Source organism: Agrobacterium sp. YIC 4121 (genome assembly GCF_002008205.1).
Lineage (GTDB): Bacteria > Pseudomonadota > Alphaproteobacteria > Rhizobiales > Rhizobiaceae > Agrobacterium > Agrobacterium leguminum.
On sequence record NZ_MRDI01000003.1, the window covers coordinates 361041 to 383892 of the forward strand.

A 22852-nucleotide genomic window follows, 5' to 3' on the forward strand; every position below is an offset into this window, starting at 1 on the left:
GGGACAGATATTCATGAGTGGTCATTCCAGTTATCAGCCGTCCACCGGCATCGAAAGGTGGATCGATTCGCGGCTTCCCTTGCCGCGCATGATCTATGACAGCTTCGTTGCCTATCCTGTCCCACGTAACCTGAACTACGCCTACACCTTTGGCGCGATGCTTTCCGTCATGCTGCTGGTGCAAATCCTCACCGGCGTCGTGCTGGCCATGCATTATGCGGCCGAAACGACGGTCGCCTTCAATTCCGTCGAAAAGATCATGCGCGACGTCAACCATGGCTGGCTGCTGCGCTACATGCATGCCAATGGTGCGTCGTTCTTCTTCATCGCGGTTTACCTGCATATCGCCCGCGGCCTTTATTACGGCTCCTACAAGGCGCCGCGCGAAATCCTCTGGATTCTCGGCTGCGTGATCTTCCTGCTGATGATGGCGACGGGCTTCATGGGCTACGTTCTGCCCTGGGGCCAGATGTCCTTCTGGGGCGCAACCGTTATCACCGGCTTCTTCACCGCGTTCCCCGCCATCGGCGAATGGATCCAGCAGTTCCTGCTCGGCGGCTTTGCCGTTGATCAGCCGACCCTGAACCGCTTCTTTGCGCTTCACTATCTGCTGCCCTTCATGATCGCAGGCGTTGTGATCCTGCACATCTGGGCGCTGCATGTGACCGGCCAGACCAACCCGACCGGCGTTGAAGTGAAGAGCAAGACCGACACGGTTCCCTTCACGCCCTATGCGACGCTGAAGGATGCGCTCGGCGTTTCCGTGTTCCTGATCGGTTATGCCTGGTTCGTGTTCTACATGCCGAACTTCCTTGGCCACCCCGACAACTACATCATGGCCGACCCGCTGAAGACGCCGGCGCATATCGTTCCGGAATGGTACTTCCTGCCGTTCTACGCCATGCTGCGCGCCATCACTTTCAACATCTGGATCATCGATTCCAAGCTGGGCGGCGTTCTCGTGATGTTCGGCGCGATCGTCGTGCTGTTCTTCCTGCCCTGGCTCGATACGTCGAAGGTGCGTTCCGCCGTCTATCGTCCCTGGTACAAGATGTTTTTCTGGCTGTTCGTGGTCAATGCCATCATGCTCGGCTGGCTGGGTTCACGCCCGGCGGAAGGAACTGGCCTGCTCGGCCTGCTCACCGGCGAGCTGAAAGGCAATTATGTCGGCTATTCGCAGCTCGGCACGCTTTATTACTTCGGTTTCTTCCTCGTCATTATGCCGATCCTCGGTCTGGTCGAAACGCCCCGGCGTATTCCGAATTCGATTACCGAGGCCGTTCTCGAAAAGAACGCCGCCAAGACAGGTGCCGCATCTGCGGCTGCTGAAGTCTGAGCGTGAAGGAAGGATGACGACAATGAAGAAGCTTGTAACGAGCATCGCGTTTATCACCGCCATCGGCTGTTCCGTCGCCGTCGCTTCGGCGGCGGAAGAAAGCCACGATCTCGCCGCCCAGGCCACGCATGCGATTGCCGGCAATCACTTCCCGGTCATCAAGCCCGAGGAGCAGAGCTGGTCCTTTGCCGGACCCTTCGGCAAATACGACAAGGGCCAGCTGCAACGCGGCCTGAAGGTCTATAAGGAAGTTTGCTCCGCCTGCCATTCCATGAGCCTCGTTTCCTTCCGCACGCTGGAGGATCTCGGCTATTCGGAGGAGCAGGTGAAGGCTTTCGCCGCGGAATATGAGGTACAGGACGGGCCGAACGCCGATGGTGAAATGTACAATCGCAAGGCCGTGCCTTCCGATCATTTCCCTTCGCCTTTCCCCAACCATGAGGCGGCCGCTGCCGCCAACGGCGGAGCGGCCCCGCCCGACATGTCGCTGCTCGCCAAGGCGCGTGGCGTGGAGCGCGGTTTTCCGCAATTCATCATCGACATGATCCCGATTGTCGGCGGTTACCAGGAAGGCGGCCCGGATTACATCCATGCGCTGCTGACCGGATATCAGGATCCGCCGGCTGGCATAAAAAACCCGGATGGTTCGGAGTACAAGGTGTCGGAAGGCACGCACTTCAATCCGTACTTCGTCAGCGCCACTTCCTTAAAGATGGCGCCGCCGATCAGTGCCGATCAGGTGACCTATGATGACGGCGCGCCGCAGACCGTGGACCAATATTCCAAGGACGTTGCTGCGTTCCTGATGTGGGCGGCAGAACCGCATCTGGAAGAGCGCAAGCGCACCGGCTTCATGGTCATGGTGTTCCTGTTCATCTTCACGGCGCTGATCTATCTCACCAAGAAATCGGTCTACGCCAACAAGGAACATTGATCGGCATCCAGAAGATGCCCGTCAGTCATTGGCCCCCACGGTCTTCCGTGGGGGCCTTTTCATGTGCCGGGAGGGATGGTGGAAATGACGACAATTCGTAACGGCGGCTGCCTGTGTGGCTCCATCCGCTTTGAAGCGAAGGGCGAGCCAGGTAATCCACACACTTGCTCCTGCGATATCTGCCAGCGGCATTCCGGTGCGCCCAGCCTTGCCTGGGTGGAGTTCGAGAAGGATGCGGTGACATGGACGGGAGAGGGCGGCGCGCCTTCGACTTTCCGATCCTCCGATTACTCCAGCCGGGCCTTCTGCCCGATCTGCGGCAGCACGCTTGGCGCCATCGACGACGCGCCGACGGTTGCGCTGGTCTTTGGAAGTTTCGATGACAGGGACGATGAGGCGCTGCGGCCCCTGTCGCATTCCTTCGAGGATGTCTGCCCGGTCTGGGCGCGGATCGAGGGAATGTCGCCGGCGGAATGAGCGCCGGCCCTTTTTAGTTGGTCCGCAGCCGTCAAGTTGATAGGGTGGTCCGAACCTTCTGATCCATTTCCCTTATCTCAACTGGAAATACCATGACCGTTATCGCTTCGGAGCTTTCCGCTGCCATCCGTTCCATTCCCGACTATCCGAAGCCGGGCATCATCTTCCGAGATATCACGACACTGCTCGGCAACCCCCGCGCTTTTCGCCGTGCCGTGGACGAACTCGTGCAGCCCTATGCTGGAACGAAGATCGACAAGATCGCCGGCATGGAAGCACGCGGCTTCATTCTGGGCGGTGCGGTGGCGCATCAGCTATCTGCCGGTTTCGTGCCGATCCGCAAGAAGGGCAAGCTGCCGCACACCACCGTCCGTGTCGCCTACAGCCTTGAATACGGCGTCGACGAAATGGAAATGCATGTGGATGCGGTCCAGCCGGGCGAAAAGGTCATTCTGGTCGATGATCTGATCGCCACCGGCGGCACTGCCGAAGGTGCGGTCAAGCTGCTGCGGCAGATGGGTGCGGAAATCGTTTCCGCCTGTTTCGTTATCGACCTGCCCGATCTCGGTGGCCGCAAGAAGCTGGAAGACCTCGGTGTCGAGGTGCGCACGCTGGTGGAATTTTCCGGCCACTGAGATGGTAACGGGGCAATGGTGACGCTATTGCCCCGACGCTTTTCTATTCGAATTCCAGAACCCCGCTCTGGAAGGTCAGCACCGTTTCTCCCGACTGGTTGACGCCCTCGTTAAATGTGGTGTTCAGCCAGACGCCGGCTCTGGATTCCAGCGCTCGGGTCTCGAGCAGGGTGACGAAATAGGTGACATCGTCTCCGGCGAAGACCGGTTTTTTCCATTTGAGTTCGCGAAAGCCGGGGGAGGGGCCGAGTTTGGGCGGCTCAAGGCCCTGTAGCTTCAACCTTTTTACCTCTTTGGCCCAGTGAGAGAGGAAGCATTTCATCCAGCCTGCGCCGGTGTGCCAGCCGGAAGCGCAGAGAGCGCCGAAAACGCTGTTCTTTGCGGCTTCCGCGTCGAGATGAAAGGGCTGCGGATCGAAATCGCGCGCGAAACGGATGATGTCTTCGGCGGAAAAATGCAGCGTGTCGAGGGTGACGCGTTCGCCGATGGGAGAAAGTTCTGCCAGTTTCATGCTGCAACGCCTCCATTGCCGCGCATCAGGAACATCACGGTGTTTTCCCCGTGCGATACCAGAACGCCGCGCTGGTTATAAAGCTCGTGGCGTAATTTCACGAGGCCGATGCCGGGGCGCGACGCGGAGGGCCGCTGTTCCAGCACGATGGATTTTCCGACAAGCGTATCGCCCGCCAGAACCGGCTTTTTCCAGTCGACGAAATCGATGCCGGGGCTGCCCTGCGAGGTCGAGTTCGAAATGTAGCTGTCCGCCATCATCCGCATCAGCAGGCTGCAGGTGTGCCAGCCGGAAGCCGCCAGGCCGCCGAGAATGCTCTGGCGGCCAGCCTCTTCGGAAAGATGCATCGGCTGTGGGTCGAATTCGCTGGCGAAGGCGATGATCTGCTCTGCGGAAATCGATTGCGGGCCCAAAGGAAATTCCCGACCGACGGAAAAATCCTCATAGGCATATGTCGCGACCGGCGTCATGGTTTCCTCCCTTCGCACAGTCAATATCGGCGGCATCTAAAATGATTTTTCCCTTTACGTAAAGGTCAAATCGGGGAGGCCGGTTCTTGGGGAGGTGGTTTGGAGCGAGTGGGCGCGCGTTTCGCCTTCTCCCGGAGGGGGAGAAGGTCGCGGCAGCGGGATGAGGGGGCGAGGGTAGAGATAAACCGAGAGCTTGCCCCCTCATCCGACCCTTCGGGCCACCTTCTCCCCGGCGGGGAGAAGAAACCGCGCCGCAATGTTCGGTTACCCTTCTTGGCGGACCTTATCGAAGTCGCCAAAGGCCAGATCAGGTATTGAAGCGGAAGTGGATGACGTCGCCGTCCTGAACCACATATTCCTTGCCTTCGTCGCGAGCCTTGCCGGCTTCCTTCGCGCCGACTTCGCCCTTGAAGGTGACATAGTCGTTGTAAGCAATGGTGTTGGCACGGATGAAGCCGCGTTCGAAATCGGAGTGGATGACGCCGGCCGCCTGCGGGGCCTTGGTGCCGCGCTCGATGGTCCAGGCGCGGCATTCCTTCGGGCCGACGGTGAAATAGGTGATGAGATCGAGCAGCTTGTAGCCGGCGCGGATCAGGCGGTCGAGGCCTGCTTCCTCGAGCCCGAGGGCGGAGAGGAATTCCTTCGCCTCTTCATCGGGAAGCTGCGCGACTTCGGATTCGATCGCCGCGGAGATGACTACGGATTCCGCACCCTGGGACTTGGCCATTTCGGCAACGGCCTTGGTATGTTCGTTGCCGTCGACGGCGTCGCTTTCGGCGACGTTGCAGACGTAGAGGACCGGATGCGCGGTCAGGAGGTTGAGGCCCTGAAGGATGCGCAGTTCCTCGGCATCCAGCGTGGAGAGCAGGGTGCGGACCGGCTTGCCTTCGTTCAGGAGCTTCAGCGAGGCTTCCATCAGCGGCAACTGCGCCAGCGATTCCTTATCCTTGCCGGTGGCGCGCTTGCGGGTCTGTTCCGTGCGGCGCTCAAGGCTTTCGAGATCGGAAAGCATCAGCTCGGTCTCGATGGTTTCGGCATCGGCCACGGGGTTGATGCGGCCTTCGACGTGGGTGATGTCGTCATCTTCGAAGCAGCGCAGAACGTGGACCACGGCGTCCACTTCGCGGATATTGGCGAGGAACTGGTTGCCGAGGCCTTCGCCCTTCGATGCGCCGCGCACAAGGCCGGCAATATCGACGAAGGAGATGCGGGTGGGGATGATTTCCTTCGAGCCGGCAATGTCGGCAAGGATTTTCATGCGCGCATCCGGAACCGCCACTTCGCCGGTGTTCGGCTCGATGGTGCAGAAGGGATAGTTGGCCGCCTGCGCCGCTGCCGTTTTCGTCAGCGCGTTGAAGAGAGTGGACTTGCCGACATTCGGCAATCCAACGATACCGCATTTGAAGCCCATGGCTTGAAACCTGTCCGTTTGAAAGAATTCGTTGAGGAGCCTTTTGCGGAAAGGGCAGGGCAAGGTCAAGCCCGCGGGCCGATTTGTGCGGGCAAAGCCCCTTTAATGGTGCGGAATTTCGGGCAGGGTTGCCGATGCGGCGGTTGCGGCGCAATATAAGCGGGTCAAGCGATCGATCTTTCGTCATCAATGGGGTTTTCCCATGAATAACCGCGATGAGCGACAGGCACGAGCGACCATGATGAGTGACAGTCCTGTCGATCTCAAGCCGAAGCCGAAAGTCAAACCGAAGCTGGAGCGGCCGAAGCTCTACAAGGTCATTTTGCTGAATGACGACTATACGCCGCGTGAGTTCGTTACGATGGTGTTGAAAGCCGTCTTCCGCATGAGCGAGGAAACCGGCCACCGGGTGATGATGACGGCGCACCGCTTCGGCAGCGCGGTCGTCGTTGTCTGCGAGCGCGATATTGCCGAGACCAAGGCCAAGGAAGCGACCGATCTCGGCAAGGAAGCGGGTTTTCCGCTGATGTTCACCACCGAGCCGGAGGAGTGAGCGTTAACCCTGCCGGATCTGAAAGCCCGTCTTGTTCTGCACGAAACCGCAGCTTTCGTAAAAGGCGTGAACCTCCGGGCGTTGTCGCCCGGTCAGCAGCATCACCTTGTAGCAGTTCTCCGCAAAAGCGGCCTCGACGGCATGGCGCACCACCGCGCGGCCATATCCGCGGCCGCGACGGTTTTCCAGCGTCACCACGTTTTCGATAAGGGCATAGGGGCGGGCGGCGCGCGTCAGGTTCGGAACGATCTGTAGCGTGGCGGTGGCGACCGCTTCTTCGCCTTCGGTCGCAAGAAACACGGTCAGGCCCGGCTGGGCGAGCATGGCTGCGAAAGCCGTGTTCGCTTCTTCTGCCATCATTTCAGGGTCGGACGGATTGAGCGCCCGGTAAAGGTGAAGCAATCCGGCCAGGTCGCCAGCTCCGGCTGCCCGCAGGACGATGGGCTCGGAAGACATTTGCGATTTAGTCCTTCTTGCTGAACATGCGTTTCAGCATTTCGGCCATCGGGCCGGTTTCCGGCAGCTTTTTCGGCTGGGCGCTGTTGCGTGCCTGATGGATATGGGACTGTGCGGCGGGTTTGGCTGCCTTGGCCGGCTTTTCGGCTTCCGGCTTGCTGCCCGTGGCGAGCGCCAGCTTGTTCATCAGCTGCGAATCCTCGGCTTTCACCAGCATGGCGGCATTGTCGGCAATGGCGTCCAGAAGCGGATCGAGCCAGACCCGGTCGGCCTTGGCGAAATCGCCGAGCACGTGGCCGTGCACCCGCTCCTTGTCCCCGGGATGGCCGATGCCGAGACGGAGGCGGCGATAGTCCTTGCCGCAATGGGCGTCGAGCGATTTCAGGCCGTTATGGCCGCCATGGCCGCCGCCGGTCTTGATGCGGGCGCGGCCGGCCGGCAAATCCAGTTCGTCATGGATGGCGATGATGTCTGCCGGCGCAAGCTTGAAGAAGCGCATGGCTTCGCCGACGGACTCACCCGAAAGGTTCATATAGGTCAGCGGCTTCATCAGCAGGACCTTTTCGCCGCCGATCTCGCCTTCGGAAATCTCCGCCTTGAATTTTCTCGACCAGGGCGCAAAGGACGGCAGGCGCTGCAGCGCATCGACGGCCATGAAGCCGATATTGTGACGGTTTCCCGCATATTGCGCGCCGGGATTACCAAGTCCTGCGATGATCTTCATGGGGCATGTCCGCGTTTTGCTTGATGATGCTGTTGTCACCACCCCGAAAACCGCCGGCTGTCAATCTTTTTATGGAGTTTCGGATGGGCTCAGGGGCTGACGAGATTGTAGCGGTCGAATATTCGCTGCTGCGTTCCATCGGCGATCAGCCTGTCCAGCCGGGCCTGTAATTTCGCGATGACCTCGTCGGGCACGCTTTTGTTGCAGGCAAGCCCAAGCTGCTGCCGCGAGAGAGTTATCACTTCGCTGAACGTGTCAGCGGGCAGGCTTTTGAAGGTGCTTTCAGACATGGGCATCAGGTCGATGCGGCCGGCCTTGAGCTTGTGAAGCGTGATCTCGAAATCCGCGCCGACATCCACCTGCGGGAAACCGAGCTTTTCGAGAAGCGCTTCGGTGTAATCTCCACGCTGGGTTCCCACCCGATATTTCTTGGCTTCCTCAAGGCTGGAGGCTTCGATATTCGCGTTGCGGCGCGCCACGAGAATGTTGCGGTCGATATGGATCGGCGTGACCCATTTGAACTGTTTTTCCCGCTCCGGTGTTCTCGCGGCGGCGAAGACGCAGTGCATGGCCTGCGTTCTGGCCAGTGCGATCGCCCGCGCCCAGGGCATGACGGCGACCTCGTAACTGGTGCCGGTGTCTTCGAGCACGGTTCTGAGCTGTTCGAAATAGACACCCCGCACGCTGCCGTCGCTGGCCTGCAGATTATAGGGCGGATAGACCTCGGTGGTCAGGAAGAGCTTGGCCGCGCTGGCCGGAGTGGCGAGTGCAAGAAAGATCAGGCAAAAGCGGATCAATCCCATGGCTGCCCCCTGCCGGTTCATGCTTGCCGCGCAGCGGCGCGGTTTTGCCCGGACGCCGTGTCGAGTGAGGAGATAAGCCTTTCGACCGGCTGCGGACGCGCGAAGAAATAACCCTGCCCGAAATCCGCGCCTATATCGCTCAGAAGCGCCTTCTGTTCTTCCGTCTCGACGCCCTCGGCAATGACTGCGCAGTTCATCTTGTGCGAGATGGCCGCGATGCCTTCGACCAGCATGCGGTTGCGCTGCCTGATGTCCATCCTGTCGTCGCAGATCGAGCGGGTGAAGGACTGGTCGATCTTGACGATATCGACCGGAAAACGGCTGAGATAGCTAAGCGAGGAATAACCCGTGCCGAAATCATCCAGCGCGATGCGGCAGCCGAGCTGGTGGATGGCATTGAGGATCGCCCGGACCTGCGGATCGTCCTTCATGATAACGGCTTCGGTGATCTCGATGACCAGCCGTCTGGGAAGAATGCCATGGCGGTGCAGAACGCCGGCGATGCGCGTCGGCAATCCCGGTTCGAATTGCAGGGGCGAGAAATTCACCGCCACATAGGTCTGTTCCATGCCCGGCAGGCGTGACAGCCGGGCGAGATTGGCGATCGACTGATCGAGAATGACATTGCCGATGCGGTGGATAGTGCCGTTTTCTTCCGCAAGGCTGATGATTGTGGCCGGGGAAAGCAGGCCCTTGTCCGGGTGGTTGAGACGCAGCAGCGCCTCGAAACCCGCCGTCTGGCCGGTGGCGAGGTCTTGAATCGGCTGGAAATAGGCCTCGAACCAGTCTTCGGAAAGCGCCTGCGCGATATCCCGTTCCAGCTCCGCATGTTCGCGCGCCCGGTCCATGATCGAGCTGTCGAAGACCTGCGAGCCGTTCTTGCCCGTGCGCTTGCGGGTATACATGGCCATGTCGGCATTCTGCAAAAGCTCGGAGGCGCTGGCGGCGTGCAGGGGATAGACCGCCATACCGATGCTGGCGCTGAGGCGGATGCTGTTGCTTTCGATGTCGAAGGGCGTGTCGAGCATGGCGCAGATGCGCTCGCAGAATTGCAGGGCGCGCTCTTCCACCTTGTCGCCGGCCAGAAGGATGGCGAATTCGTCGCCGCCCAGCCGCGATGCGCTGTCCAGCGGTGTCAGCAGCGGTTCGAGCTTCAACGTGAACTGTTTGAGAACGGCGTCGCCCGCGGCATGGCCGAGATTGTCGTTGATCGCCTTGAACCGGTCGAGGTCGATGAACAGGCAGGCCAGCTCGCTGCCGTTGCGGTCCGCATCGCGGATTTGCAGGTCGAGAATGGCCTCGAAGCCCTGACGGTTGAAAAGGCCGGTCAGGTGGTCGGAAATGGCCTGCTGGCGGTTGCGCTTTTCCGACTGGCGCAGTTCGGTTACGTCCGTCATGACGCAGAGGCAGGTGCTCTGATGGGTCGCATCGCCGGAATCAAGGGCCTTTTCGAGGATGAGCGCATCCATGACGCTGCCATCCATGCAATGGAAACGCACGGTAATGCCGCTATGCGAGGCATCGGGCAGGGGATGAGCCGTCTTGCGCTGCTGGAACAGAAGCCGGTCATCGGGATGGATGAGATCGGCGAAATTCAGGCCGAGTATCCGCGTGCGGTCGTAACCGGTCGCCTGCACCCAATAGTCACTGACGGCGGCAATGCGGTCGTGCCTGTCGAGTGAAAACAGCATGGCGGGCGTGCGGTTGTAGATTTCCGTCTTGCGCTCATGCGCATTCTTGATCTCCAGCTCTTCCTTTTCGAGCTGGGTCTGCATTTCGTTGAAGCTTTTCGCCAGTCGGCCGATTTCGTCCTTCGAACGCCAGTCGACGTGGTGGCGCGAGCCGAGACGCCGCGTCGCCTCGATGGCGGCCGCGAGCCGCATCAGCGGGCGGATGACCATGAAGCGGTTGCCGGCGATGGCGGCAAGAACGATGGTGAGGACGGCGAGTATGAAAATCGTGATGAAGGCCAGTTCGGTGCGGCTCAAAGAGGTCAGAAGGCTGACATTGTCGTAATAGATCGTCAGTTGCCCGACCGTGACGGAGCCCTTCGTGGTCTTGTAGGTCACTTCGCGCGTCGTCGAGGCGGCATCCTGAATGATGTCGCTGCCGGCCGTCTGGACGATATCGAGCTGGCCGGAGGTATCCCTGACCTCGACCATCCTGATCACGGGGTCGGAAATGAGGGTGCCGGTAATCTGGTTTATGGTGTCGTCATCAAGGTCCCACAGGGGCCGGGCAAGCGCCTGCGCATTGGTCGACAGCAGAATCTCAAGGTGGTTACGCTGGCTGCGAATGGCTTCGTGGTAGGAGAGCGTCAGCAAAAGCGTGAAGAGCGGGGCGACCACTGTAAGAAGTGCGCCGGAAACAATCGCGATAAAGCGACTTTCGACGGAATGAGCCATGTTCGATTGCAGCTACCCTTTGCCCCAGACTTGCTGCGCCCGTTTCCTCCGCCCGGAGGGTTTTGCAAGGGTTTTCGGCAAAAGCCTGTTTTCCCACGCATTTCCTCAGCCCGGCCGGTGTTCCACGACAGCGCGAGGGTATCGTTTCATGGAAGTGTTAATCGACACTGAAACGGGTTGCGTATCAGGTGAGGATGGCAAGCTTTCTGGTTTTAAAGTTCATAAAAACTAAAAGGCCCGTTCCGAAAACGGAACGGGCCTCATTGTTCAAAGCTGTCGGCCTTGCGGCCGCCGATTATTCCTCGGAAGCTTCTTCGGTCGTTTCTTCTGCAACGCCAGCGGCCGGAGCAACGATCGTTGCGATCGTGAAGTCACGGTCGGCGATAACCGGCGTGATGTTCTTCGGCAGCTTCACATTCGAAATGTGAACGTTGTCGCCGATCTTCAGACCAGCGAGATCGACCGTGATGAATTCCGGAATGTCGTTGGCCGGGCAGTGGAATTCCACCGTGTGGCGAACGATGTTCAGAACGCCGCCGATCTTGATGTCCGACTTTTCTTCGTTGACGAAGTGAACCGGAACTTCGACGTTGACGAGCGTGTTGCCCGAAACGCGCAGGAAGTCGACGTGCATGGTGAAGTCGCGGACCGGATCAAGCTGGTAGTCCTTCGGGAGAACCTTGATCTTCTTGCCGTCGACGTCGATGGTCGCAACCGTCGTCATGAAACCGCCAGCGTGGATACGCTTGGTGACTTCGTTGGTCGAGAGCGCGATGGAAATGGGGGCCTGCTTGTCACCATAGATGACAGCGGGAATCAAACCGTTGCGGCGAAGTTCACGAGAGGACCCCTTACCAACTCGTTCGCGCGCCTCGGCCTTGAGCTCATACGATTCTTTGCTCATGGCAATTCCTTTCGAGGTTATATGGAGAGTTCACGCCGAATGAAGCGGCCTGAACCGGAGAGGCCAAAGGCCATCCCGCCCGCGTTGCCTCCAAGGGTGTCTACACGGGTGCGGGCGCTATAATACAAACGGTGCATAAAGACAAGAGCGGCCCGTTTTTCACGGGTGCCGCTTTGTAATTTTATTAGTTCTCGCTAATTCACTCGGTTGTTGCAACCTTTAATATATGCTTATCCATGCACATAAACCGGGTGAAAACTTGGCGAATGATAAGGCTATGCAAAATTCCAATTGCGTAGATGACAATGCTCAAAGTTCTCCAGTGCCTCACCATCGATCACGACTATCGATACACCGCCGCAGCGGTCTTCGTCTGCATGCTGGGCAGTTTCGTGTCGATGCGCCTTTTTTCGAAAGCACGTCTGGCGACGGGCGTGCAGAAGGTCAACTGGCTGTTTCTGGCCGGCGTCAATGGCGGGGCGGCGATATGGACCACCCATTTCGTGGCGATGCTGGGCTATGTCGCGGCGGGCGATGTGGGATACGATCCCTATCTGACCGGGCTGTCGCTTCTGATTGCCATTACCACAACGACTGCCGGCCTCGGCATTTCCGCCTATGGCGGGCGCAGCGTGCTGGTGGAAGCCGGTGGCGTGGTCCTCGGCCTGGGCATTGCGGCAATGCATTATACCGGTATGGCCGCCTATAATGTTCAGGGCATGATTTTCTGGGATCAGGCCTATGTCATCGCCTCGCTGATATTGGGAGCTGTGCTCGGCGCCATTGCGGTCAATCGCGTTGCCCGGCCTGTTAACCGTTTCTGCCAGTATAGCGCGGTGGCGTTTCTCATCCTCGCCATTGCCTCGATGCATTACACCGGCATGGCGTCGATGTCCTTCGCCTTCGACCCGCGCATCGTCATTCCGGAAAACCTGCTTCCGCCGGCCATCATGGGCGGAGGCGCCATTGCGGTGACGCTTCTGCTTCTGGCGCTCGGGCTCTCCACTTATGTCATCGATGCGCAGTCCACCCAGCAGGCGGTTGCCCGCTATCGCCATCTGTCGTTGCACGATCCGCTGACGGGCATTCCCAACCGTGCGGCATTCATCGAGCATCTCAATCGTCGCACACGCCATGTCTCGCTGGGCGCACACACCGCGCTCCTTTCCATTGATCTCGACCGTTTCAAGGAAATAAATGACGTGCATGGCCATGCGGCAGGCGACGCCGTGCTGCGCGCCATCGCCGACCGCGCGAGTTCCGTGCTGAAGACCGGAGAGTTTCTGGCCCGCATGGGCGGCGATGAATTTGTGGCGATGACCCATTCCTATTACACCCGCGCCGACGGCGCGGAATTCGCCCAGCGATTGATCGAACAGATCAGCAAGCCGGTGGAATGGAACGGGCAGACATTTTCGGTTGGCGCAAGCGTCGGTATATCGGTTCGCAATACCGGCTCCATCGATGCCGATACGCTGATGGCCCAGGCGGATGTCGCCATGTACCGGGCAAAAAGCGGTACTTCGGAAACCATATGCTTTTACGACAAATCCATGGACGAGGCCGCGCGTGAGCGCAACGTGCTGGCCATCGCCATGCGCAGCGGCCTCGCCAATAACGAGTTCGAGCTTTATTACCAGCAGCAGAACGACACCAAAAGCGGCAGCATCGTCGGTTTCGAAGCGCTTTTGCGCTGGAACCATCCCGAACGGGGCATGGTTTCGCCGACCGAATTCATTCCGATCGCCGAACAGACCGGCTTTATCGTCGAACTGGGCGAATGGGTTCTGAGAGAAGCCTGCGCGCAGGCTGCGCGGTGGAAAAAGTCACTCGCCATTGCCGTTAACGTCGCGCCGCAGCAGCTTGCGGATAATGATTTCCCCGACAAGGTTGAGAGAATTCTTGCCGAAACGGGACTTGCGCCGGAAAGGCTCGAGCTGGAAATTACCGAAGGCAGCATCATCGCCGACCACCGCCACGCGCTCGTCACCATCCGCAAACTCAAGTCGCTCGGCGTCAAGATCGCCATGGATGACTACGGCACGGGCTATTCCTCGCTTTCGACGCTGCAGAGCTTCCCCTTCGACAAGATCAAGATCGACCGGGCCTTCATCGATGGCCTGTCGACCAACGTGCAGTCGGAGGCGATCGTTCGCTCGACGCTCATTCTGGCGCACAGCCTCAATATTCCGGTGCTTGCGGAAGGAGTCGAAACCAAGGCCCATATCGAGTTCCTGCGGCGTGAAGGTTGCCTGCAGGTGCAGGGCTTCTTTTTCGGCAAGCCCGGTCCGCTGACCTCCATCGCCAATCTCGTGGACGATACGTTCCTTTCGGCCGAGGATGAAACGGACGTTACCGCCGGCCGGCGTTATTTCAAGGCGGTCCGATAGTCCGGCGGCACCTGCGGCTGCGCCCGGCAAGGCCGGTCGCGAAATTTTTTGTTGAAACATGGCCGCTTCCAGCGCACCATCGCCGAAAAGCTTTGGGAGGAGCGTATGCCGACAGACATCGCCCATGCGGAACGCGTGTATGAAACCGCGCGCCATCGTTCCGCAGCCGCAAGTTCTCCGATTGTCGCCTCCTGGCGTCGCTGCATGGTCAAACATCATCTTGCACCGGAGGAAAACCGCAAGCCGATCTTTCTCAGCGAGTATGAGTTCCGCCGCGCCCGCGAAAGTGCGGCCGGCCTGATTGCCGAAAGCACGGATGAACTCGACCGCATTTTCCAAAGCGTCGGCAGATCCGGCTGCTGCCTGCTTTTGACCGACGCGCAGGGCGTTGCGCTGGAGCGGCGCGGCGCTTCGGGCGATGACCGTGATTTCCGTGCGCTTGGCCTCTGGTCCGGGGCGGTCTGGAGCGAAGAAAGCGTGGGCACCAACGGTATCGGCACGGCGCTGGTGGATGAGCGCTCGGTGGTGGTCTACCGCGATCAGCATTTCTTCACGTCGAATACCGAACTCTGCTGCACCACGGCTCCCATCCGCGATCATACCGGCCGGGTGACCGGCGCGCTCGATATTTCCACCTGCCGCGACGACATCAACGAGATGACTTTCTCCTTCGTCACCCAGGCGGTGAAGGATGCGGCGCAGCGTATCGAGGGCAATCTTTTCCGCCGCGCCTTTCCGGGTGCGCGCATCGTCGTCGTGCCGAGCGGGTTCGGAGCGGCGCTGTCGCTGCTCGCCGTAGATCAGGACGATCTCGTGCTGGGCGCGACCCGTGCCGCACGCCTTGCGTTGAAGCTGGACGATGCCCGCATCGCGCAGGGACTGCCCGCCGCCGATGTTCTTCAGGAGCAACGCCACGATGGCGGTTCCGATCTTGCGGAAGCGGAGCGCTCGGCGTTGCGGCGCGTGTTGTCGCGCACCAACGGCAATGTCACGCAGGCCGCGTCCTTGCTCGGCATCAGCCGGGCCACGCTTCATCGCAAGATGAAGAAATTCGACGTTCATTGACGTCCTTGTGGTTGCGATCCGGCCGATCGCGCCGGATCAACGCGGCTTTGTCGCAGATGTGAGACAATGTGCGCTGCGGAACCGCGTCGCCCCTCTACCGAACCGCGCCATCTAGGCCCACCTTCCTCCCATGCGGTCCGCTGCGGATCGTTTTCATCAGGGAGGATGAAATCATGAACATTCAGGTTCAGCAGAAAGCGGGCGAAGCGCCCTTCAAGCTGAAATACGGCAATTACATCGGCGGCAAATGGGTGGAGCCGAAATCCGGCCGCTACATGGACAATCTCTCGCCGGTGACCGGCCACAAGATCTGCGAAGTGCCGCGTTCGGACGCATCCGACATCGAGTTCGCGCTGGATGCCGCCCACAAGGCCCGCGACAAATGGGGCAAGACGAGCGTGACGGAGCGCTCCAACATCCTGCTCAAGATCGCCCAGCGGATCGAGGACAATCTCGATCTCATCGCCCGTGCCGAAACCTGGGATAACGGCAAGCCGCTGCGCGAAACCACCAATGCGGATATTCCGCTCGCCATCGACCATTTCCGTTATTTCGCGGGCTGCATCCGCGCCCAGGAAGGCACGATCGGCGAAATCGACAACGATACGGTCGCCTATCACTTCCATGAGCCGCTCGGCGTGGTCGGCCAGATCATTCCGTGGAACTTCCCGATCCTGATGGCTGCGTGGAAGCTTGCACCGGCGCTTGCCGCCGGCAATTGCGTGGTGCTGAAGCCGGCGGAACAGACACCGGCCTCGATTCTCATCGTGATGGAACTGATCGAAGACCTGCTGCCGCCCGGCGTCCTCAACATCGTCAACGGCACGGGCCTCGAAGCCGGCAAGCCGCTGGCGCAGAGCAACCGCATCGCCAAGATCGCCTTTACCGGCTCCACCTCGGTCGGCAAGGAAATCATGCGTTATGCGGCCGACAACGTCACCAACATCACGCTGGAGCTGGGCGGCAAGTCGCCGAACATCTTTTTCGCCGATGTGATGAACGAGGACGATGCCTTCCTCGACAAGGCGCTCGAAGGTTTCGCCTTCTTCGCGCTCAATCAGGGTGAGGTCTGCACATGCCCCTCGCGTGCGCTGGTGCATGAATCGATCTATGACCGCTTCATGGAAAAGGCGATCAAGCGCGTTCAGGCGATCAGCCAGGACGATCCGCTCAATCCGTCGACCATGCTGGGCGCGCAGGCCTCGCAGGAACAGTTCGACAAGATCATGGGCTATCTGGAGATCGGCAAGAAGGAAGGCGCCAAGGTTCTGACCGGCGGCGACCGCAAGACGCTGACGGGCGATCTGAAGGATGGCTATTACATCCAGCCGACCGTCTTCGAAGGCAACAACAAGATGCGGATTTTCCAGGAGGAAATCTTCGGCCCGGTCGTTTCCGTCACCACCTTCAAGACGTTGGAAGAGGCGCTCGAAATCGCCAATGACACGGTTTACGGTCTGGGCGCAGGCGTCTGGAGCCGCGATACCAACATTGCCTATCGGGCCGGCCGGGGCATCGAAGCGGGCCGCGTGTGGACGAATTGCTATCACGTCTATCCGGCAGGCGCTGCCTTTGGCGGCTACAAGCAGTCGGGCATCGGTCGCGAGACCCACAAGATGATGCTCGACCATTACCAGCAGACCAAGAACCTGCTCGTGTCCTACAGCCCGAACAAGGTCGGTTTCTTCTGAGGTCCTCCCCGGAAGCCGGCGAGGGGCTGTGGTGCCAGATCGCCGGCGTGTTCCCAGGGGCTTCGGCCCCTGGGAGCCCGGCTTCAAACAGAAAGGCCGGAGGTTTTGCCTCCGGCCTTTTTTCGTTGCGGTTTATGCCGCGTAACGCTGGTCCCGTTGGCGGGGGGCGCCGACCGAGAACTGCCCCACCTGTTCGGTCAGGCCGTCCGCCTCGCTGGATAGCGAGAAAGCGGCCGCCGTCGTTTCCTCCACCATGGCCGCGTTCTGCTGCGTTACATGGTCGAGTTCGTTGACGGAGGCGTTGATTTCGCTGAGGCGGCCGGACTGTTCACGCGATGCGGTGGCGATCTCGCCGATCTGGTCGTTGACGGACTGGATGCGTTTCTGGATCTGCTCGAGGCTTTCACCGGTCTTCAGCACCAGCGCCACGCCGCTTTCCACATCGCCCGCCGAGGTGGCGATCAGCGTCGTGATGTCCCGGGCGGCGGCTGCCGATTTCTGGGCAAGCTCGCGAACTTCCTGCGCCACAACGGCAAAGCCCTTGCCGGCTTCGCCGGCGCGGGCGGCTTCCACACCGGCATTCAGCGCCAGCAGATTGGTCTGGAAGGCGATCTGGTCGATGACATCGATGATCTGGCGGATCTTGGCCGACGAGGTCTCGATGCGTTCCATCGCCACGATCGCTTCTTTAACGACAGCCGTGGACTTGTGCGCATCTTGCATCGTGCCCGCCGTCGCCTCGACGGCGACATTGCAGCGCGACAGCGAGAGATTGACGGCCTGCGTCATGTCTCCGAGTGCCGCTGCCGCTTCCTCAAGGGCTGCGGCCTGGCGTTCGGTGCGCCGCGACAGGTCTTCCGATGCGCTTTTCAGTTCGCCGGAGCCGGAGCGGATGGCATTGGCGCTTTCGCCGATGTTGGAGATGGTCGCTTCCAGGCCTGCCATGGAGTTGTTGAAGTCGATGCGCAGATGATCGAGCGACGGCACGAAGGATTTGTCGATGCGGAGATCGAGCCTGCCGGCCGCGAGATTGGCAAGACCGGTGGCAAGTGCGTCGACAGCCTCTTCCAGTTCTTTCGCGCTTCTTGCCTTTTCCATTTCCCGCTGGGCGCGTTCTTCGTCCAGTTCTTCGCTCTTGCGATGGGATTCGGCTTCCATGCGCTGCTTGTCCAGAATGCCCTGACGGAAGGATTCCAGCGCGCGCGCCATGATGCCGATCTCGTCGCCACGGGAAACGGCCTTGATCTCGATGTTGTTTTCACCGCCGTTCAGGCGCTCCATCAGCCCCGCAAGGCCGGTCAGCGGCTTGGTAAGGCTCGCGGAAACGAAAATGCCGATCAGCGTCATGATCGCAAGCACGGCAAGTGTCGCAACCGTTGCCCAGAAGGCGAGATCGTTGGCGGCGGCGAGGACCTTGCTTTCCTGCTGGCCGATGGCCAAAAGATGTTTCTGGCCGAAGACGGAGACCGGGCGATAGGCATAGAAGATGTTGCCCGCAGGTGTCTGCGCCATCACCGTTCCGGCGTTGTTTGCGTTGGAAAGGGCGGCGAGGCTTTCGGAAACCGCAGCGTCAGCACCGCCCGACAGTACGCCGGCCCGACGTTTGCCGTCGGCGCTCAGGAGAACGGCGTCATCGATGGTCTTGCCGGTTTCCTCGGGCGTCACCACCGCGCCGATGCGATCAGCGGCGATGCGCATGATGACGGCGCCCTTGCGCTGGAGCTGGCCCCAGTTGGAGACGGCGAGCGGCATGCCGATCATGGCCGAATGATTTTCGCCGCCGCTGAAGCCAGTGGTGCTGACCACGCCGTCCTTGCCGGCTTCGATGCGGTCGAACAGGTCCTTGATCGCGGCGTTCTGCGGTTCCGTCACGCTGGTGAGGAAGTTCTTCCCCTTGGTTACGGTGTAAATAATGAGGCCGGTCTTGTCGATCACATAGATGTCGCTGACACGGGTGTTGCGCCAGACGCTGGCGATGGCGGCGTTGATGGTGGCGTGGCGAATGGCATAAAGCAGTCGCAGGCCTTCGCCATTGAAGGAGGCGCGCTCCTCTTCGGAGACGCCCTCGCGCCGGAAAGCCTGGATGATCGCATCCCTTTCCGTCGGCACAACGGTGGTCATCGTTTCCAGCGCCTGTGCGACCGCGGCGTTCTGCGACAATTCGGAAATGCTCTGTTCGACGCGCAAAGTATAGGCATCAAGCTGCTTGGACTGGTTGCCTGCAACCGTTTCGAGCCTGATTTCGCTGGCGTCGATCAGTCCCGCCTTCCCCATCTCGTAGGACAATAGCCCCACGGAAAGACATGAAACCAGCGTTGCGCCCGTGACGAGCGCTGCGAATTTGGCCTTTATCGACAATGATTTAGCTTTGACAGCAGTCGGATTTACACCCGGCATCCTGTTTCCTCCCCCCAAAAAACGTGGCCATACCGTGGCAAAAATTGTTTACGGCCGCGTTAAAAGTGCTGGGAATTGTACGATTGTTTCCCGCATGCCGTGAAAAAATAGCCGGCCGCCACTGACGCGTTTCCCGTAATAAAACTGCAATAGAACGGGCGCATATCGAGTGAAGTTCAACGGCTGTTCATGTTCATGCAAGCTTTCCGCGCTCCTTCTCTCGCCACTATCAATGATGTCTGCAGACTGAATGCGGACGGATATGACGGAGCCAGCGTGAAACCGAGGCCGGATTTCGCCGTTGTCGTGCCCATGCACAATGAGCAAGCGAGTGTGGAAACGCTCGTGGCGGAGATTTTTGCCGCCTGCCTGCCTGTCGGCGCCTTCGAGATCGTGGTGGTGGACGATGCATCTTCCGACGGCACGGTCGATGCGGTGCTGGCGCTTGGCGATCGTTACCCGATGCTGCGGCTCGTCCGGCATGATCGTCAGGGCGGACAGTCTGCGGCGATCCACAGCGGTGTGCAGGCGGCGCGTGCGCCTGTCATCTGCATGCTGGATGGAGATGGGCAGAACCCGCCGGACAATCTGCCGGCTCTTCTCGCGCCGCTTCTCTCCGCCAGCGCTCCCAGCCGGCTCGGTCTTGTGGCCGGCCAGCGTGTCGGTCGGCGCGATACGCTTGGAAAACGTCTTTCCTCCCGCTTCGCCAATGGGCTTCGGGCGCGGATATTGAAGGACGGCACGCGCGACACCGGCTGCGGGCTCAAGGCCTTCCGCCGCGACGCCTATCTCGCCTTGCCCTATTTCGATCATCACCACCGCTATTTCCCGGCGCTGTTCAATCGCGACGGCTGGCAGGTCACCCATGTCGACGTCACGCACCGGGCGCGGCTGCACGGGAATTCCCATTACACCAATATCGGCCGCGCGCTTGTCGGCATCCACGACCTGATCGGCGTCGCCTGGCTGCTGCGCCGGCGCAAGCGCTCAAGCTGGGCTGAAACTTTCAAAACGGAGACATCGCCGTGAATGCACCGGCTTTATGGTCCATGCTGCATGTGAACAGCTGGAAGGAATTTCTGTGGGTCTGCACCGGCTTCATGGGCCAGATGCTGTTTACCATGCGTTTTCTGGTTCAATGGATTTCTTCGGAACGGGCGAACCGCTCGGTCATTCCGGTGGCCTTCTGGTATTTTTCCGTTCTCGGCGGTCTGGTGTTGCTTTCCTACGCCATCTGGCGGCGCGATCCGGTCTTCATTCTGGGCCAGGCGTCCGGCCTTTTCATCTATGCCCGAAATCTCTGGTTGATTCATGCCGAACGCCGCCAGCATGCATGAGGCGGCGACCCTGCCTTATGCGCAGGCAGGCGATGAGCGTCGATGGCTGACATTTGCATTCGCGGCGATTGTCCTTGTAACCGCGTTGCGCGTCGTTGGGCTGGCCTTCAACCGCACCGACCTTTTCGTCGATGAGGCGCAATATTGGCTATGGGGCAGGGAGATGGCGCTCGGCGCCTATTCCAAGCCACCCCTAATCGGCTGGCTTATCCGCGCGGCAACCATTCTGGGCGGCGGTGAGGGCACGTTTCAGGTTCGGCTGGCCGCGCCTGTGGTGCATGGCGTCGCGGCGGCGGCCATTCTTGCGCTCGGCCGCATGATCTATGATGTCAGGCTGGCATCCCTGGCCGCCCTTATCTATTTGACCCTGCCGGCCGTAACGCTCGGCAGCCTGTTGATCTCGACCGATACGCCGATGATGCTGTTCATCGTGCTGTCGATGATCTCCGTGCGGAAGCTTGCGCTGGCCCGCCGCGAGGGCAGGGCGGCGCTGGGCTGGAGCATCGCGCTCGGTCTCTGCTTCGGCCTCGGGCTGATGTCGAAATATGCGATGATCTATTTTCTGCCCTGCTTCATCGCTGCCGGCTGGCTTTGTGAGGCATGGCGCATCCGGCTGCGTGACGCGGTCATTGCTGCGCTCGTCTGCGTCGCCGTCATCGCGCCCAATCTGTGGTGGAACGCGGCGCATGATTTCATGACCGCACGCCATACGGCGGATAATGCGAACTGGCATGGCGTCCAGCTGAAGATCGGTTCCGCGCTGGAATTCTTCTTCTCGCAGGCGGGCGTGGTCGGACCGTTCGTTTTCGTCGGCATGGTCGTCGCAACAATTCGTGCGAAGAACGCCGAAACCCGGGCGCTGGTCGCTCTTTCGGTGCCGATCGTTCTGCTGATTACCGCGCAGGGTTTGATGTCACGGGCGCTCGCCAATTGGGCAGTCGGGGCCTATGCGGCGGGCGTGCTTCTGGCGGTGCCGGTCCTGACGTCGCGGCGTTGGCTCATCGTGTCCACGCTTGTACTTGGTAGCATCGTGGCCATCGCGCTGCCGCTGATGACCATTGCTGGAACGCAATTGCGCCTGCCGAAAGGTGAACTGGCGATGGCGCGGTATCTCGGGCGCGCCGAGCTGGTGTCGACCGGTCTGTTACGGGCGCGCGAGGCGGGTGCGGACGCCATCGTCGCTACCGACCGTTCGATACTTGCCGAGCTTTTTTATCAGCTTCGGGATGAGAAACAGGTGATGACGCGCGCGCTGCCCGAGACCGGCGTGCCTTCCAGTCACTATGCGCTTCTTTACCCGCTGAAACCGGGCGAGGCGAAAAATCCCCTGTTTCTGGCAAGTGCGGATGGCCTGCCGGCCTGCCTTGCCGGCGAAGCTCCGGTCGCCCGCTGGACCGCCGGGCCGGGTTTCCTCGAGGGCAGGGAAATCGGACTCTGGCGCCTGCTGCCGCGATGCATGCCGGAGGGCAGCAATGGACAATGATCTTTCGCATATGCGGATCACGATCTGGGTGACACTCGCGACATTGGCGCTCGTCATCCTGTTCGCGACCTTTCCCTCCATCGATCTGAGATTCTCCGCCCTGTTTTTCTCGCCCGTCGAGCAGCCATGGTCCGGCCGTGAGCCGTTTCCCGAATGGTTGCGGGATACGCTGCGCGAAGGTACGGAGCTTGCCACCCTTCTGGCTTTCACGATCCTTGTCGGCAATCTTCGGCTGGGCACGCTGCAAAGAACCGGCTGGCGGGTGTGGGCCTTCCTGTGTGGGCCGGTGATCCTCTGTGCCGGGCTTCTGGTCAATGGTGTGCTGAAGGCGACCATCGGTCGCGCGCGCCCATTCAGCGTCACCGAATTCGGCGGGCAGCAGCTTTTCACGCCGCCTTTTCAGTACAGTGCGCAATGTTATTCGAACTGCTCGTTTTCTTCCGGCGAAACCGCGCTGATCGCCAGTTTTTTCCTGCCGCTCTGCGTGCTCGTCTGGCCCCGGCTGCAACGGCGCGGACGGTTGGTGATGGGAGGCATCGCCGCCGGCATGATCGTCCTCATGTCCGGCTTGCGCATCGCGGCCGGCGGGCATTTCCTCAGCGATGTGGTGATGTCCATCCTGTTTTCCGCCCTCACAACCCTGTTTCTCTACCGGGCGCTGGTGATCGGACGTCATCGCCATCTGTTTACCGGCGATGCGGTCACAGCCGATACGGTCAGCATCTGGCGTAACGGTCGCCATGCTGTCCTGACCCGGGTTCGGCGCTGGTGGCCGAAAATCAAGGCCGCAGCCTCACGTCTGCAACGGCCGCCGGATGCGGGTGCGGCATCGTCTTAAGGGGAACTTCGGAGTTCGCTTCAATGAGGTGA

The 22852-nt window shown here is 60.3% G+C and carries 21 protein-coding genes; 12 read left to right on the top strand and 9 right to left on the bottom strand.

Annotated features, from left to right (window positions below):
* Nucleotides 1–13 precede the first annotated feature (13 nt).
* The 4 genes from BTE54_RS06010 to BTE54_RS06025 all read left to right on the top strand — a co-directional run bounded on the left by BTE54_RS06010 (nucleotide 14) and on the right by BTE54_RS06025 (nucleotide 3382).
* A complete protein-coding gene (locus BTE54_RS06010) occupies nucleotides 14–1336 on the top strand; it encodes a cytochrome b N-terminal domain-containing protein (protein WP_065655707.1) in 1323 nt (440 codons plus the stop codon).
* A 22-nt stretch (nucleotides 1337–1358) separates the two neighbouring features.
* Nucleotides 1359–2270 (top strand): cytochrome c1, encoded by a 912-nt coding sequence (locus tag BTE54_RS06015; protein ID WP_078051785.1) that lies wholly within the window; start codon nucleotides 1359–1361, stop codon nucleotides 2268–2270.
* Between the two features lie 84 nt (nucleotides 2271–2354).
* The gene (locus tag BTE54_RS06020) at nucleotides 2355–2747 is read left to right on the top strand and encodes a GFA family protein (RefSeq protein WP_078051948.1); all 393 of its coding nucleotides are present in this window, start codon (nucleotides 2355–2357) and stop codon (nucleotides 2745–2747) included.
* Between the two features lie 92 nt (nucleotides 2748–2839).
* Nucleotides 2840–3382, top strand: a complete 543-nt coding sequence (locus BTE54_RS06025) for an adenine phosphoribosyltransferase (RefSeq protein ID WP_003494623.1) — start codon at nucleotides 2840–2842, stop codon at nucleotides 3380–3382.
* Between the two features lie 43 nt (nucleotides 3383–3425).
* On the opposite strand, the gene BTE54_RS06030 is transcribed toward BTE54_RS06025, so the two are convergent.
* The 3 genes from BTE54_RS06030 to ychF all read right to left on the bottom strand — a co-directional run bounded on the left by BTE54_RS06030 (nucleotide 3426) and on the right by ychF (nucleotide 5774).
* The gene (locus tag BTE54_RS06030) at nucleotides 3426–3893 is read right to left on the bottom strand and encodes a MaoC family dehydratase (RefSeq protein WP_078051786.1); all 468 of its coding nucleotides are present in this window, start codon (nucleotides 3891–3893) and stop codon (nucleotides 3426–3428) included.
* Entirely contained in the window at nucleotides 3890–4363 is a 474-nt protein-coding gene (locus BTE54_RS06035) for a MaoC family dehydratase (protein WP_065655710.1), read from the bottom strand. The genes BTE54_RS06030 and BTE54_RS06035 overlap by 4 nt, the downstream gene beginning before the upstream one ends.
* Nucleotides 4364–4670: 307 nt before the next feature.
* On the bottom strand, nucleotides 4671–5774 hold the full coding sequence (gene ychF / locus BTE54_RS06040; RefSeq protein ID WP_078051787.1) for a redox-regulated ATPase YchF: 1104 nt from the start codon (nucleotides 5772–5774) through the stop codon (nucleotides 4671–4673).
* Between the two features lie 241 nt (nucleotides 5775–6015).
* Here ychF and clpS point away from each other — a divergent pair, with 241 nt between their 5' ends.
* Nucleotides 6016–6327 (top strand): ATP-dependent Clp protease adapter ClpS, encoded by a 312-nt coding sequence (clpS, locus tag BTE54_RS06045; protein WP_065655944.1) that lies wholly within the window; start codon nucleotides 6016–6018, stop codon nucleotides 6325–6327.
* Nucleotides 6328–6330: 3 nt separating this feature from the next.
* Here clpS and BTE54_RS06050 read toward each other — a convergent pair whose 3' ends face one another.
* From BTE54_RS06050 to BTE54_RS06070, 5 genes are all read right to left on the bottom strand, one after another.
* Complete coding sequence (locus BTE54_RS06050) at nucleotides 6331–6783, bottom strand: GNAT family N-acetyltransferase (protein WP_078051788.1); 453 nt, start codon at nucleotides 6781–6783, stop codon at nucleotides 6331–6333.
* 7 nt (nucleotides 6784–6790) lie between these two features.
* Entirely contained in the window at nucleotides 6791–7507 is a 717-nt protein-coding gene (gene pth / locus BTE54_RS06055; RefSeq protein ID WP_078051789.1) for an aminoacyl-tRNA hydrolase, read from the bottom strand.
* An 89-nt stretch (nucleotides 7508–7596) separates the two neighbouring features.
* Complete coding sequence (locus tag BTE54_RS06060; RefSeq protein ID WP_065655945.1) at nucleotides 7597–8310, bottom strand: transporter substrate-binding domain-containing protein; 714 nt, start codon at nucleotides 8308–8310, stop codon at nucleotides 7597–7599.
* A 17-nt stretch (nucleotides 8311–8327) separates the two neighbouring features.
* Nucleotides 8328–10715, bottom strand: a complete 2388-nt coding sequence (locus tag BTE54_RS06065; protein ID WP_078051790.1) for an EAL domain-containing protein — start codon at nucleotides 10713–10715, stop codon at nucleotides 8328–8330.
* A 295-nt stretch (nucleotides 10716–11010) separates the two neighbouring features.
* Nucleotides 11011–11619 carry a 50S ribosomal protein L25/general stress protein Ctc gene (locus tag BTE54_RS06070; RefSeq protein WP_065655715.1) on the bottom strand — a complete coding sequence of 203 codons (609 nt, stop codon included), beginning with the start codon at nucleotides 11617–11619 and terminating at the stop codon, nucleotides 11011–11013.
* Between the two features lie 305 nt (nucleotides 11620–11924).
* Here BTE54_RS06070 and BTE54_RS06075 point away from each other — a divergent pair, with 305 nt between their 5' ends.
* From BTE54_RS06075 to adh, 3 genes are all read left to right on the top strand, one after another.
* Nucleotides 11925–14009 carry a bifunctional diguanylate cyclase/phosphodiesterase gene (locus BTE54_RS06075; protein ID WP_078051791.1) on the top strand — a complete coding sequence of 695 codons (2085 nt, stop codon included), beginning with the start codon at nucleotides 11925–11927 and terminating at the stop codon, nucleotides 14007–14009.
* Nucleotides 14010–14114: 105 nt separating this feature from the next.
* Nucleotides 14115–15074, top strand: a complete 960-nt coding sequence (locus BTE54_RS06080; protein ID WP_065655946.1) for a helix-turn-helix domain-containing protein — start codon at nucleotides 14115–14117, stop codon at nucleotides 15072–15074.
* 173 nt (nucleotides 15075–15247) lie between these two features.
* Entirely contained in the window at nucleotides 15248–16765 is a 1518-nt protein-coding gene (gene adh / locus BTE54_RS06085; RefSeq protein ID WP_065655717.1) for an aldehyde dehydrogenase, read from the top strand.
* Nucleotides 16766–16897: 132 nt separating this feature from the next.
* Here the strand turns inward: adh and BTE54_RS06090 are convergent, their stop codons facing one another.
* Nucleotides 16898–19162, bottom strand: a complete 2265-nt coding sequence (locus BTE54_RS06090; RefSeq protein ID WP_078051792.1) for a methyl-accepting chemotaxis protein — start codon at nucleotides 19160–19162, stop codon at nucleotides 16898–16900.
* 189 nt (nucleotides 19163–19351) lie between these two features.
* Here BTE54_RS06090 and BTE54_RS06095 point away from each other — a divergent pair, with 189 nt between their 5' ends.
* The 4 genes from BTE54_RS06095 to BTE54_RS06110 are packed head-to-tail and all read left to right on the top strand — an operon-like array spanning nucleotide 19352 to nucleotide 22820.
* The gene (locus tag BTE54_RS06095; protein ID WP_078051793.1) at nucleotides 19352–20191 is read left to right on the top strand and encodes a glycosyltransferase family 2 protein; all 840 of its coding nucleotides are present in this window, start codon (nucleotides 19352–19354) and stop codon (nucleotides 20189–20191) included.
* A gap of 20 nt (nucleotides 20192–20211) precedes the next feature.
* Nucleotides 20212–20499 carry a lipid-A-disaccharide synthase N-terminal domain-containing protein gene (locus BTE54_RS06100; protein WP_031233742.1) on the top strand — a complete coding sequence of 96 codons (288 nt, stop codon included), beginning with the start codon at nucleotides 20212–20214 and terminating at the stop codon, nucleotides 20497–20499.
* Nucleotides 20474–21982 (top strand): glycosyltransferase family 39 protein, encoded by a 1509-nt coding sequence (locus BTE54_RS06105; protein ID WP_198939086.1) that lies wholly within the window; start codon nucleotides 20474–20476, stop codon nucleotides 21980–21982. The genes BTE54_RS06100 and BTE54_RS06105 overlap by 26 nt, the downstream gene beginning before the upstream one ends.
* Nucleotides 21972–22820, top strand: a complete 849-nt coding sequence (locus BTE54_RS06110; protein WP_078051794.1) for a phosphatase PAP2 family protein — start codon at nucleotides 21972–21974, stop codon at nucleotides 22818–22820. The genes BTE54_RS06105 and BTE54_RS06110 overlap by 11 nt, the downstream gene beginning before the upstream one ends.
* Nucleotides 22821–22852 lie beyond the last annotated feature (32 nt).

Bases quoted from the DNA above. Each gene is read 5' to 3' on its own strand.
- ychF (WP_078051787.1), bottom strand. From the start codon at position 5,774: ATGGGCTTCAAATGCGGTATCGTTGGATTGCCGAATGTCGGCAAGTCC.
- BTE54_RS06100 (WP_031233742.1), top strand. From the start codon at position 20,212: ATGCTGCATGTGAACAGCTGGAAGGAATTTCTGTGGGTCTGCACCGGC.
- BTE54_RS06010 (WP_065655707.1), top strand. From the start codon at position 14: ATGAGTGGTCATTCCAGTTATCAGCCGTCCACCGGCATCGAAAGGTGG.
- BTE54_RS06065 (WP_078051790.1), bottom strand. From the start codon at position 10,715: ATGGCTCATTCCGTCGAAAGTCGCTTTATCGCGATTGTTTCCGGCGCA.
- BTE54_RS06030 (WP_078051786.1), bottom strand. From the start codon at position 3,893: ATGAAACTGGCAGAACTTTCTCCCATCGGCGAACGCGTCACCCTCGAC.
- BTE54_RS06015 (WP_078051785.1), top strand. From the start codon at position 1,359: ATGAAGAAGCTTGTAACGAGCATCGCGTTTATCACCGCCATCGGCTGT.
- BTE54_RS06110 (WP_078051794.1), top strand. From the start codon at position 21,972: ATGGACAATGATCTTTCGCATATGCGGATCACGATCTGGGTGACACTC.
- BTE54_RS06090 (WP_078051792.1), bottom strand. From the start codon at position 19,162: ATGCCGGGTGTAAATCCGACTGCTGTCAAAGCTAAATCATTGTCGATA.
- BTE54_RS06105 (WP_198939086.1), top strand. From the start codon at position 20,474: ATGCCGAACGCCGCCAGCATGCATGAGGCGGCGACCCTGCCTTATGCG.
- adh (WP_065655717.1), top strand. From the start codon at position 15,248: ATGAACATTCAGGTTCAGCAGAAAGCGGGCGAAGCGCCCTTCAAGCTG.
- BTE54_RS06070 (WP_065655715.1), bottom strand. From the start codon at position 11,619: ATGAGCAAAGAATCGTATGAGCTCAAGGCCGAGGCGCGCGAACGAGTT.
- BTE54_RS06075 (WP_078051791.1), top strand. From the start codon at position 11,925: ATGCTCAAAGTTCTCCAGTGCCTCACCATCGATCACGACTATCGATAC.
- BTE54_RS06050 (WP_078051788.1), bottom strand. From the start codon at position 6,783: ATGTCTTCCGAGCCCATCGTCCTGCGGGCAGCCGGAGCTGGCGACCTG.
- clpS (WP_065655944.1), top strand. From the start codon at position 6,016: ATGAGTGACAGTCCTGTCGATCTCAAGCCGAAGCCGAAAGTCAAACCG.
- BTE54_RS06095 (WP_078051793.1), top strand. From the start codon at position 19,352: ATGTTCATGCAAGCTTTCCGCGCTCCTTCTCTCGCCACTATCAATGAT.
- BTE54_RS06020 (WP_078051948.1), top strand. From the start codon at position 2,355: ATGACGACAATTCGTAACGGCGGCTGCCTGTGTGGCTCCATCCGCTTT.
- pth (WP_078051789.1), bottom strand. From the start codon at position 7,507: ATGAAGATCATCGCAGGACTTGGTAATCCCGGCGCGCAATATGCGGGA.
- BTE54_RS06025 (WP_003494623.1), top strand. From the start codon at position 2,840: ATGACCGTTATCGCTTCGGAGCTTTCCGCTGCCATCCGTTCCATTCCC.
- BTE54_RS06080 (WP_065655946.1), top strand. From the start codon at position 14,115: ATGCCGACAGACATCGCCCATGCGGAACGCGTGTATGAAACCGCGCGC.
- BTE54_RS06035 (WP_065655710.1), bottom strand. From the start codon at position 4,363: ATGACGCCGGTCGCGACATATGCCTATGAGGATTTTTCCGTCGGTCGG.
- BTE54_RS06060 (WP_065655945.1), bottom strand. From the start codon at position 8,310: ATGGGATTGATCCGCTTTTGCCTGATCTTTCTTGCACTCGCCACTCCG.